This window comes from Komagataeibacter europaeus LMG 18890 (assembly GCF_000285295.1).
Lineage (GTDB): Bacteria > Pseudomonadota > Alphaproteobacteria > Acetobacterales > Acetobacteraceae > Komagataeibacter > Komagataeibacter europaeus.
The window spans coordinates 1-11965 of record NZ_CADP01000007.1; the positions used below are offsets into that span (position 1 = coordinate 1).

The following is an 11965-nucleotide window of genomic DNA, read 5'->3' on the forward strand; positions in this document are numbered from 1 at the left end:
GAACCCGGACCACCGTGCCGTCGATCATCGCATATTCCATGTCGGCCTCGTCAGAGACCGCTTCAAAAAGCCGTTTGAAAACACCGGCTTTCATCCAGTCGCTGTAACGGGAATAGACCGAGTTCCAATGCCCGAAATACGTCGGAAGGTCCCGCCATGGGCTGCCGGTCCGGGCAATCCATAAGACCGCCTCGATAAAAAGACGGTTGTCCTGCCCGCTGCGCCCCCGATCCGTTTTCTTGCCAAGGCACAGCGGTTCCATTTTCGCCCATTGGGCGTCTGTCAGTACGAAGCGATCCATACGGATTTTGAATCACATTTGGTGACTTTGAAAAAGCACAATTCCCAACAGACCCCAAAAAGGCGGCATTCTTTCTGAAGCTTTTTAAACGCTGCTGCCTTGCCAGACTCGCCGGAAGGTCAGGTTGTAACGGCACGGCCCCGTCACCGGATGCTGGCCCGCCCGCAACGCGGTGATACCATGGAACACCAGCCGTGACGGGCCACCCCATACCACGACATCCCCATGCAGCAGGGGAATGCGCCTGACAGGGTCCGTCCGCTGCAACCCGCCCCACTGGAACATGGCGGGCAGGCCGAAGGAGACGGACACAACCGGCGCATCCGTCCGTTCATCATCATCCTGATGCAGCCCCATGCGCGCACCCGGGCGATATCCATTGATCAGGCACGTATCAGGTACGAAACCGTCATGCCCCGCCAGCCGCGCGGCGTCGGTGGCCCATGCCCGCCATGCAGGCGGCAAAGCGGGCCAGGGCTGGCCGGTCAGGGGATCGTGGGGTTCATAACGGTGGCCACGCGCGTCACTGCACCAGCCAGCCGCCCCGCAGCAGGTCATGGCAACCGACATCGTGCCACCGCCCGCTGTCGTCATGCGCCGAAAGGGGGAAAGCCGCGCAATCCGCCTTATACCCGCCAGCATGTCAGCCGCCTGCATGCCGGCATGACCACGCAGCACAGCGGCCCCCGGATCAAGCGCCTCATGCTTCGGCACAGGAGAAGGCGGCAGGTCGAGCATGAATTCCTGCTGCGTCATGCCGTCCCTCCCCCCTTTGCCCAGATGTGATTCGGGAACAAATCACTGATGAAAATGAAAGAGTCTGGTGAAGCTTTTTCAAGAATCTTCAGGAAACACGACCTAAAAAAAGGGGCACCCATAATGGATGCCCCCTTCCTGCCGCACCATGGGACCGGTCAGAAGCTGTTGTCATCGCCCGCGTCGAAACCGCCGCCATCGAATCCACCATCACTGCCGCCACCGGCGTCAAAGCCGGAATCGGCGCTGGTGCCACCACCGGCGAACGGATCGGCGCCACCGGTGCCAGCCGTGCTGTCACCATAGTTGTTGTTGATGATCGTCTCGCCACCCGGCTGCGGCATACCGCTGGCAAATCCACCCGCGTCATGGTGCCCGCTGAACAGGCCCGTCAGCGCATTGCCCATCATCATGCCACCGGCGACACCCGCCGCCGTCGTCAGGGCCGAACCGAGGAAGCCCGACCCACGCGAGGGGAACATGCCCGGCTGCATGCCCGGCGGATAGACCGGCTGCGGCGGCGGAGCGGAAGGCGCGCCCCCACCCCAGCCCGGCGGGGGTGCTGCCTGCTGCGCACGCTGCTGGCCACCACCGAACATGCCGCTGAGGAACCCGCCGCCACCCGATGCGGGCCGGGACTGGACCTGCTGCTGCAGCTGCTGGATCTGCTGCTGCGCCTGCTGCACCTGCCACTGAAGCTGGCGGATCTGGTTCTGCGCCTCCGCCAGGGCGGCTTCCTGCACCACGGCGGTCTGGGTGATGCGATAGCGCGCTTCAGGATATTTCTGGAACATCTCCCCGATATACTGGTCGGCCTGCGGGTCGATCGGCGGAAGGGCGTTTGCCGTCTGGGGCACGCTGCCGGGGGCATTGCCCCCGACGCGGGCAAAAAACTGTGTGATCAGTTGGCGTTCCTGGTCATTCATCCTGTCTGTCCTGCCTTGGGCTGGGGATACCGCTCCCCTGCCGATGTGGTTCGTGCGGGCGCAATAAGCAAGGGCGGATCCTGCCATGCAGGGCCGATCCCGGCTCAGGGCACGCCCTACCTTCCGGTCTGGGCCGCATAACGGTATGCTGTTCGGCGATTTTGCGCCAGATGGTGCATACCTGTCCCCGTTTTGCGGAGCATCTTGTTCATGGACCCGGCCCCCGTGCCCCGATCACCCACATCTTCCCGCCCGCTGTCATTTCAGGGGCTGATCCTGAAACTGCACCAGTTCTGGTCCGATCAGGGCTGCGCCATCCTCCAGCCCTACGACACCGAAGTGGGCGCTGGCACGCTGTCGCCGCACACCACGCTGCGCGCGCTGGGCCCGAAACCGTGGAAGGCGGCCTATGTCCAGCCCTGCCGCCGTCCGTCCGATGGCCGCTATGGCGAAAACCCGAATCGGCTGCAGCACTATTACCAGTATCAGGTACTGCTCAAGCCCACGCCGGAAGACAGCCAGAAACTGCTGCTGGACAGCTACCGCGCCATCGGCATCGACCCGCTGGAACATGACATCCGCTTTGTGGAAGATGACTGGGAAAACCCCACCATCGGCGCATGGGGCCTTGGATGGGAAGTCTGGTGCGACGGGATGGAGGTGACGCAGTTCACCTATTTCCAGCAGGTTGGCGGCATTCCCACCGTCATGCCTTCGACCGAACTGACCTACGGGCTGGAACGGCTGGCGATGTACGTGCAGGGAATCGAGAATGTCTACGACCTCGATTTCAACGGGCAGGGCCTGAAATATGGCGACGTGTTCCTGCGCGCGGAGCAGGATTATTCCCGCCACAACTTCGAGGTGGCGGATGTAGAGATGCTGCACCGTCACTTCATCGACGCCGAGCGCGAATCCACCGCCCTGGCCGAAGCCGGCCTCGCCCAGCCCGCCTATGACCAGTGCCTGAAGGCCAGCCACCTGTTCAACCTGCTCGATGCACGCGGCGTGATCAGCGTCAGCGAACGTGCATCCTATATCGGCCGCGTACGCGCGCTGGCCAAACGCTGCTGCGAAGCGTGGCTGGCGGGCGAGGAATAAGAGATCATGCCCGAACTTCTTATCGAACTCTTTTCCGAGGAAATCCCCGCCCGCATGCAGACACGCGCAGCGGCCGACCTCGAACGCCTGGTGTGCGAGGCGCTTGGCCCCCTCAACCCGCGTGATGCTGCGGCCTTTGCCGGTCCCCGCCGCATCGCGCTGTCGCTGACGGTCGATGCAACGGTGCCCGGTGGCACGGTGAATGAACGCGGCCCGCGTGAAAGCGCCCCGGACAAGGCGCTGGCCGGCTTCATGCGCAAGCATGGGGTGGAACGTGACGCGCTGGTGGCGGAAAACGGCTTCTGGGTGCTGCACCGTGAAATCGCGCCCATCCCGGCAGCCCGGCAGGTGGCCAACGTCCTGCCCGGCCTGCTGCGCCGCTTCCCGTGGCCCAAATCCATGCGCTGGGGTGTTGGCAGCGCCTTTACATGGGTGCGCCCGCTGCGCCGGATCGTGTGCATCCTTGATGGCGCGGTCGTGGACTTCACGCTGGCGGAAGGCGATGATAACGGCCACGGCCTGAAGTCTGGCAACCTGACCGAAGGCCACCGCTTCACCGCCCCCGGCGCCTTTGCCGTCAGCAGCACGAAGGAATGGCTGGACGGCCTGCGTACCCATCAGGTCGAACCCGATGCCGCAGCACGCCGCACCACCATTGCCGAGGGCGTGGCCAGCCTTGCCGCCGAGGAAGGACTGAGCGTCGTGGCCGATCCCGGCCTGATTGACGAAGTCGCCGGCCTGACCGAATGGCCGGTGCCATTCCTTGGCCAGATCGACGACGAATTCATGACCCTGCCGCCTGAGGTGATGCAGGTATCCATGCGCGTGAACCAGCGTTACTTCGCGCTGCGCAACGCCGATGGCTCGGCCGCCCCCCGCTTTGCCTTCGTCGCCAACCTGCTGCCGCGTGATGGCGGTGCGCTGACCATTGCGGGCAACGAACGCGTGCTGCGCGCGCGTTTTGCCGATGCCCGCCATTTCTGGGACCTTGACCGCGCCCGCACGCTGGGAAGCCGCGTGCCCGCGCTGGACCAGATCGTGTTCCATGCCGCCCTTGGCAGCCAGGGCGCACGCGTGCAGCGCATTGTCCGCCTTGCCGGGCTTCTGGCCGCGCTGACGGGGGCGGACAAGGCACAGGCCGAACGCGCGGCCCTGCTGTGCAAGGCGGACCTGACCACCGGCATGGTGGGAGAATTTCCGGAACTGCAGGGCATCATGGGGGCCTATTACGCCCGTCATGACGGGGAAGCGGATGCGGTGGCCGACGCCATTGGCGCGCATTACATGCCCCGTGGCCCGCAGGACGACGTGCCCCATGCCCCGGTTGCGGTCACGGTCGCGCTGGCGGACAAGATCGACATGCTGGTCGCCTTCTTCGCCGTGGGCGAAAAGCCGGGTGGGTCGGGCGACCCGTATGCCCTGCGGCGCGCAGCACTGGGGGTCATCCGCATCATCCGTGAAAACGGGCTGCGGCTGGATCTGGCCAGGGTGTTCTGGGAAGCGGCGCAGGGCCTGCCTGAATCCCTGCGCCTTGCCCCCGACCTTGACGTGCTGCCGGAATTCGTGGCCGACCGTCTGCGCGTGCAGCTACGCGGCGAAGGTGCGCGGCATGACATCCTGGCCGCCGTATCGGTTGGCAATACGGATACGGACATCGTGCGCCTGCTGGCGCGCGCAAAGGCCATTGCCGACATGCTGGAGACCGGGGACGGGCGCAACATGCTGGCGGCGACCAAACGCGCGGCCAACATCCTGCGCATCGAGGACCGCAAGGATGGCCCGCATGAGGGCACGCCCAATCCGGCGCTGTACACCCAGCCAGAGGAAAAGGCGCTGGCCGAGCAATTGCACACGACCATCCCGGCTGTCGAGCAGGCCATCGCACAAGAACGCTACGCGGACGCGATGCGTGACGTGGCGGCCCTGCGCCCGACCCTTGACCAGTTCTTTGACAAGGTCACGGTGAACGACACCGATCCCGCCGTGCGCGCCAACCGCCTGCGCCTGCTGTCGGAACTGTGCCGCATGACGGTGCTGATTGCTGATTTCAGCCAGATCGAAGGCTGAATAACCTGCTGACAAAAGTTTCCGGGTGCCGCCTTTTTTCAAAAAGGCGGCATTCTTTTGAAGCTTTTTGAAAAAAGCGCGACCAGAACCTTCTTTCCTTACGCCAGATATACCAGCCGCGCGGGTCGCCTGCCATGCAGCACGACCACGGCATTCTGCCGGAACAGCCGGGCCAGCCGCAACCCGCGCGCCAGCGGTACCTGCACCGCATAAAGCGGTTCGGCCCACTGGCCCAGCCGTCCCTCACCCAATACATGCGGCACGCCATGCAGATGCCGCGCCAGTGCGCACATCATCCGCCGGTTCCAGCCATCCATATGCCGCCGACCACCGGGGTTGCACGCACCCAGCAGCACAATGTCGCCTTCCGGCACCCTGCCCCGCCAGCGCGGCGGCTGGCCGATACGGATAACCGGCAGGCCATGCGCATGATAGGTACTCAGCCGATAGGCACGCTGAACGGCCGCCGTGGGCGGGACAATGCCCGCCATCAGTCCCTGTTCTCCACCGTTTCGCCAAAGGTGTCATTGCGATGCACCCATGCGGACATGAGCAGCCCGAAACCGAACATGACCATCAGCATGGCCGACCCGCCATAGGAAATCAGCGGCAGCGGCACGCCCCCCACCGGGATCGCCCCCATCACCATCGACAGGTTGACCGCGCAGTACAGGAAAAAGTTGACCGAAATACCCAGCCCCAGCAGCCGCCCGAACTGGTTACGGCTGCGCATGGCAATCAGCATGCCGCCAAAAACCAGCAGCAGCAGCATGCCAATGACGGTAATGCCGCCGACATATCCCCATTCCTCGGCAATCATGGTGAAGATGAAATCAGTCTGCTTTTCAGGCAGGAAGTTCAGTTGTCCCTGCGTGCCGTGCAGGTAACCCTGCCCCCACATGCCACCCGATCCCAGCGCGATCTTGGACTGGATGATGTTGTAGCCCGCCCCCAGCGGGTCACTTTCGGGATGCAGGAAGGTCGTGACCCGCGCCTTCTGGTAATCATGCAGGTGACCATAGGCAATCTTGGCCAGGAACGGCATGGGCAGGATCAGCAGCGCGATCTGCCACAGCCGCATGCCCGCGGCAAAGAACATGCTGGCCCCCACCGTGCCGATGATGACAGCGGTGCCAAGGTTGGGTTCCTTGAGTACAAGGGCAACCGGCACAAGCACCATCAGGGCGGGCGGCACCAGAAACAGCGGATTGCCCATGCGGCGGTAGCTGATCTTGTGAAACCATGCCGCCAGCATGAGGACGAGGGCGATCTTGGCCAGTTCCGACGGCTGCACCTGAAGTCCCCCCAGCATGAGCCATCGCTCCGCTCCCTTGCCCACATGGCCCATGCGCAGCACGGCGACAAGCAGAATGAGCGAGAAGATGTAAAGCGGCCACGCCATGCGTACCAGTATGCTCGGGCTCATCAGGGAAATGCCCAGCATCATGACTACGCCAAAGCAGAAGCGGATGGACTGCGGCCCCGCGAATGGCCGCGACGTGCCGCCACCCGCGGAATACAGCGCCCCATACCCCACCACCGCCAGCGCGCAGATCAGCAGTACATACAGCCAGTTGACCTGCCACAGCTTGGTCAGGATCTGGAAATTGGGTTCGGCGCGCAGCAGGCGCTTCTGGAATTTCATTCCATTCTCCACAACAGGCACGGCAATGGCGTGGCCCCGGACAGGGGCTACTTGCGGATGGGTCAGTCCACCTCGGCCTGTGCCACTTCCTGCCCCGGCGGTTCACGGTGGTTGACCGGATCGCGGCGCAGGGTATCGGTCATGATATCACGCGCAAGGGGGGCGGCGACATCCGCACCCGCATTGCCATGCTCGATCACCACCGCCGTGGCGTAACGCGGCGCGTCATACGGGGCATAGCAGATGAACAGGGCATGCGGCCGATATTCCCACGGCAGGTTGGCGGAATTGAAGTGCCCGCTTTCACGCATCGCGCGCGATACGCGGCGCACCTGCGCCGACCCGGTCTTGCCCGCCATCTGTACGCCCGGAATGTCCAGCCGGGCCTTGGGGGCCGTGCCACCTTCCTCATTCACCACGGCGAACATGCCCGCGCGGATGTCCTGGAAAAACTGGTCCGGCATGTCCATGCCCGATGCATGGCCAAGGTCGGTCAGTACCGCCGTGCGGCCTGCTATGGAACGGATCAGGTGCGGCTGCACATCACGCCCCGTGGCGATGCGCGAGGCATAGGTCGCCAGTTGCAGCGGCGTCACCTGCACGAATCCCTGCCCGATGCCACTGACAATGGTATCGCCGCCATTCCAGTGGTGCCCATGCTTGCGCCGCCACGTCGGCGTGGGGATCAGGCCCTGCCGCACATGGGGCAGTTCGATTTCAGGCAGTTTCGCACCCAGCCCGAACAGTTCGGACGTGGCGGCGATCGCGTCCATGCCGGTGCGGCGCGCGACTTCGTAAAAGAAGACGTCGCAGGAATACTTGAGCCCCTGGCGCAGGTTGATCGACCCATGCCCATAGCGCGACCAGCAGTGGAAGCGCGTGCCGCCCACATCAATGTAACCGGGGCAGGAAATCCGGTCGGATGGCGACAGCGTGCCCGCGCGCAGCGCCGCCATGGCCACGGCGGGCTTGAAGGTGGAACCGGGGGGATACAGTCCCGACACCGCCTTGTTGATCAGCGGGGTCTGGCTGTTGTTGGTCCATTCGATCCACTGCGCCTGACTTACGCCACTATCGAACAGCGACGGGTCAAAGGAGGGATTGCTGACCATGGCCAGCACTTCGCCATTGCGGCAGTCCATCACCACCGCGCTGGCCGACTGGTCGGCGATACGGCCAAGCACCTGCTGCTGCAGGCCACTGTCGATGGTCAGCGCGATCTCGTCGCCCGCCAGGCCTTCATCACGGTCCAGTTCGGCCATGACGCGGCCAACGGCGTTGACCTCCATCTCGACCGAGCCAACCTGCCCGCGCAGGTTGCCGTCCTGCGTCTGCTCGATTCCCGACCGGCCGACACGCATGCCCGGCAGCGCCAGTTCGGCATTATGCACCACGTCCTTTTCCGCGGGCGGGGCGACATAGCCCACCACATGCGCCAGCAGCGGGCCAAAGGGATAGACGCGCGTCGTGCCCACATCGATCAGCACGCCCGGCAGCGAGGGCATGTTCAGTTCCAGCCGCGCCATGTCATCCCATGACAGGAAATCGCGCAGCATGATCGGGATGAACCGCCGCTTGTGCTTCAGTTCGTGTTCGATACGCGTCAGGTCACGCGGTTCCAGCGGCACAAGCTGGCCAAAACGTTCCAGCGTCCCGGCAATGTCGGTGGTTTCTTCCGCCAGCAAAAGCGCGCGCCAGTTGATACGGTTGGATGCGACCGAAATGCCGAAACGGTCGGTGATCCGCCCACGGGGCGGCGCGAAGAAGCGTTTGCTCAGGCGGTTGTTTTCCGCAAGCTTCGCATAATGGCTGCCGTTGAGAACCTGAAGCCCGTACAGGCGTTCCCCCAATGCCCCCAGCACGGCGCCCTGCGCCGCCATGAGCACGAGCGCACGACGGGTGAAGACGCCACGGGAAGGATTCTTGCCTTCCTCGGGACGGGACATGAGCCGGTTGCCGGATTTCTTCTTACGAAACTTCATTCATTTATCCGGCGCGGGCGCACGATCGCATCCGCTTCAGGAAGGGTCCGCGTTGTTGACGACAAAACGGTAGGTCCAGACAAACCCCGTATACAGGACAGGAAAACTGCCGAAGGCCAGGACTGTCTCGAAAACAAAGGGTAGAAACTCCACAATATGCAAGGCCAGTGCGGAACACAGCACCCATTGTAGCGCCGTAACGCCCACCATCACCACGCCAAACACAAACCAGAGTACAAAAAAATTAACCCGCGCCAGCGTATAGCGTCCCGACAGCGCGACCCCGTGCACGATCAGCATCAGCAGCAGCATGACCCCCGCCGGCCCGAAACTGAGGATATCCACCCATATGCCCAGCATGAACACGGCAATCGAGGGCATGAACACCGGCACGAAAACCGACCACAGGAAAATGGTGGCCATGATGACGGCGGGCATCAGTTCCACCTGCCCCGGCAGGTTAAGCGGTGCGGAAAGCACCAGCGCCACGAAAAACACGAACAGGCACGGCACGCTGCTGCGCATGCCATGGTCAATGCGGTAACCCAGCCCCGAACGCGGGTGAATGCCAGGCCGGATGGGGGGCGGCGTGAAGGTTTTCATCCATGCAGCCCCTGATCGGGATGGGACTGGAACTGTGATGGCAGGGACATGGTCCGCCCGACGTTGGGCAGTGGCACGCGCCCCGGGGCATCGGGCGGGGACACGCTGTCCTCGTAATCGAATATGCGCAGGATATCGATATGGTCCAGCGCTGCCGCCGGCACCACCACCGGCTGCCCCGGCCGCAGGTAATGCACATGCCCCACGGGCAGGCCCGCCGGCAGGCTTTCGATTTCCCCATTGGTCACGACACGTTCCCCCTCGATCGGGACGTTATCCTGCGGATAGAAGATGATGCGCGGCAGGGCGGTGTTGTCCCCCGCCATGATGGCCGCCGCATGGCTGGATTCCAGCGTGACCGGCAGGCGGCTGGACGAATCGGTGATCAGCAGCACGCGGACCGAACGCTTGCCCACCTCGGTCACCCGGCCCACCAGCCCCGATCCATCCAGCGCGATGCCCCCCTTGCGGACCGCCGTGTCGGGATTGATCGCCAGCAGCACGGCGCGGGCGTACAGCCCGCTGGTGTCACGCACCACACGCCCGGTGACAAAGGCGGGCGCGTTATCGGGAATCCAGTGCAGGTTCGATTTCAGCGCGGCGTTTTCATCCGCCAGCGCCGCCGCCACGTCATACCAGTGGCGCAGCGACACGTTTTCGGCGCGCAGGCGGATATTCTCGGCTTCGAGGTTGCGGATGTCCTGCAGGTTGCCCGACAGCCAGCGCAGCTTGGCCTGCGGCCACGCCACCAGCCCATAGGCGGGGGCCAGCAGGTCGGCAGTCTGCATGCGCAGCTTTCCAATCAGCGGGCGATCCGCCTTGCCCAGCAGGATCACACCGCAGGCCACCAGGATCAGCGCAGGCAGGACCAGCTTGCCAAGCGCCTGACGGAACTGGATGGAAACAGGCATCAGCCCAGCCTTCCACGCGCAACGGTTGCGTCACGCCTGCCGGGTCGTCCAATACTGCCTGGTCGCCGGACCTGCATCGTCCTGCGTCTCCCCCATCCGCACGCTGCCCTCCCTACGCAGCAGGCAGCGCACCTGTCCCGTTCGTCAGTACATACTTGTCAGTACATTGCGCAGGCGCTTCATTTCCTCAAGTGCGCGGCCGGTGCCCATCGCCACGCAGGACAGCGCATCCTCCCCTACCGTAACCGGCAGGCCGGTCTCACGCCGCAGCACTTCATCCAGACGATAGAGCAGCGCCCCGCCACCCGTCAGGACAATGCCCTTGTCCACGATATCCGCCGCCAGTTCGGGGGGCGTATTTTCCAGCGCGGTCGTCACCGCATCAAGGATCTGGCTGACCGGTTCGGCCAGGCTGTCGGCGATCTGCGCCTGCGATACCACGACTTCGCGCGGGACGCCATTGATCAGATCGCGGCCCTTGACCTCCCGCCATGGCCCGGGGTCATCCGGATCATCCGGCGGCATGGCGGAGCCGAGGTGGATCTTGATCTGCTCGGCCGAGCTTTCACCAATCAGCAGGTTATGGTTGCGGCGGATGTAGGAAATGATCGCCTCATCCATCTTGTCGCCACCCACCCGCACGGACCGGGCGTAAACGATACCGCCAAGCGAGATCACGGCCACTTCCGTCGTGCCGCCGCCGATATCGACGATCATGCTGCCCGAAGGCTCGGTCACCGGCAGGCCCGCGCCGATGGCGGCGGCCATGGGTTCCTCGATCAGGAAGACCTTGCGCGCGCCCGCGCTTTCCGCACTTTCCTGAATGGCGCGGCGTTCCACCGCGGTCGAGCCGGAGGGCACGCATACGATAATCAGCGGACTGGCGAACATGCGGCGGTTATGCACCTTGCGGATGAAATGCTTGATCATTTCTTCCGCGACTTCAAAATCCGCGATCACGCCATCACGCAGGGGCCGGATGGCCGTGATGTTGCCGGGGGTACGGCCAACCATCTGCTTGGCTTCCTCACCGACCGCAAGAACCTGCTTCTTGCCCCGTACCTCTGCCAGCGCGACGACCGACGGTTCATTCAGGACGATACCACGTCCCTTGACGTAAACCAGCGTATTCGCCGTGCCGAGGTCGATCGCCATGTCAGCGGAAAGCAGACCCAGTACACGAGCAAACATCCAGAACTCCCGACATCAACAACCAGACAGGACTGTCCTATCATCCCGACCAGCAGGACATGCCCTGATGGCATGCCCGCGTACTGTCGAAAACCGTCTGGATCAGGTTGAGGGATTACCGGCGCAGACAGGGAGGGGCAAGGGGCCAGACAATTTTAATTTGTTAAAATCTTCACACTTTTGATGATTGTTACAAAATGCCCCGCTTTGGTCATGGCCAAACCATCTACGCCATACCATTTTACAGTGACAGGCGGCTGGGATGTCATCGTGCCATCCATGTCCGCATTACCGGAAAAAGACATACATGAAAACTATATTTCCCCGCATGACCGTCCGCCCGGCAACACTGCTTGCCGCCGGGCTGTGCCTTGGTCTTGGTGCGTGCGAGGACACCCGTGACCCAGGCCAGCGCGCCATCGGCGGCGGGCTGCTGGGTGCTGGTGGCGGGGCGCTGATTGGCGGCCTGGCGGGCGGCGGGC

At 63.7% G+C, this 11965-nt stretch carries 11 protein-coding genes; 2 read left to right on the top strand and 9 right to left on the bottom strand.

Going from position 1 to position 11965, the window contains the following annotated elements; all coding sequences use genetic code 11:
- The 3 genes from GEU01_RS04450 to GEU01_RS04460 all read right to left on the bottom strand — a co-directional run.
- The coding region (locus GEU01_RS04450; protein WP_039794389.1) for an IS5 family transposase at positions 1-301 on the bottom strand (301 nt) is incomplete at its 3' end.
- A gap of 84 nt (positions 302-385) precedes the next feature.
- Entirely contained in the window at positions 386-1057 is a 672-nt protein-coding gene (alkB, locus tag GEU01_RS04455) for a DNA oxidative demethylase AlkB (protein WP_019085103.1), read from the bottom strand.
- Positions 1058-1215: 158 nt separating this feature from the next.
- Entirely contained in the window at positions 1216-1983 is a 768-nt protein-coding gene (locus GEU01_RS04460) for a DUF2076 domain-containing protein (protein ID WP_010507185.1), read from the bottom strand.
- A 210-nt stretch (positions 1984-2193) separates the two neighbouring features.
- Between GEU01_RS04460 and GEU01_RS04465 the strand changes: the two genes are divergently transcribed.
- Both GEU01_RS04465 and glyS read left to right on the top strand, forming a co-directional pair.
- On the top strand, positions 2194-3084 hold the full coding sequence (locus tag GEU01_RS04465) for a glycine--tRNA ligase subunit alpha (RefSeq protein WP_010507187.1): 891 nt from the start codon (positions 2194-2196) through the stop codon (positions 3082-3084).
- 6 nt (positions 3085-3090) lie between these two features.
- Complete coding sequence (gene glyS / locus GEU01_RS04470) at positions 3091-5151, top strand: glycine--tRNA ligase subunit beta (protein WP_019085104.1); 2061 nt, start codon at positions 3091-3093, stop codon at positions 5149-5151.
- A gap of 98 nt (positions 5152-5249) precedes the next feature.
- Here the strand turns inward: glyS and GEU01_RS04475 are convergent, their stop codons facing one another.
- The 6 genes from GEU01_RS04475 to GEU01_RS04500 form a co-directional block, all read right to left on the bottom strand.
- Positions 5250-5642 carry a DUF3293 domain-containing protein gene (locus tag GEU01_RS04475; protein ID WP_019085105.1) on the bottom strand — a complete coding sequence of 131 codons (393 nt, stop codon included), beginning with the start codon at positions 5640-5642 and terminating at the stop codon, positions 5250-5252.
- Positions 5642-6796 carry a rod shape-determining protein RodA gene (rodA, locus tag GEU01_RS04480; protein ID WP_010507190.1) on the bottom strand — a complete coding sequence of 385 codons (1155 nt, stop codon included), beginning with the start codon at positions 6794-6796 and terminating at the stop codon, positions 5642-5644. The genes GEU01_RS04475 and rodA overlap by 1 nt, the downstream gene beginning before the upstream one ends.
- 62 nt (positions 6797-6858) lie before the next feature.
- Positions 6859-8778: a penicillin-binding protein 2 gene (mrdA, locus tag GEU01_RS04485; protein WP_019085106.1), complete on the bottom strand. Its 1920-nt coding sequence runs from the start codon at positions 8776-8778 to the stop codon at positions 6859-6861.
- A 36-nt stretch (positions 8779-8814) separates the two neighbouring features.
- On the bottom strand, positions 8815-9381 hold the full coding sequence (locus GEU01_RS04490) for a hypothetical protein (protein ID WP_019085107.1): 567 nt from the start codon (positions 9379-9381) through the stop codon (positions 8815-8817).
- Positions 9378-10292, bottom strand: a complete 915-nt coding sequence (mreC, locus tag GEU01_RS04495) for a rod shape-determining protein MreC (RefSeq protein ID WP_019085108.1) — start codon at positions 10290-10292, stop codon at positions 9378-9380. Before mreC ends, GEU01_RS04490 begins: the two co-directional genes overlap by 4 nt.
- 144 nt (positions 10293-10436) lie before the next feature.
- Positions 10437-11483: a rod shape-determining protein gene (locus GEU01_RS04500; protein ID WP_010515049.1), complete on the bottom strand. Its 1047-nt coding sequence runs from the start codon at positions 11481-11483 to the stop codon at positions 10437-10439.
- Positions 11484-11965: the final 482 nt, after the last annotated feature.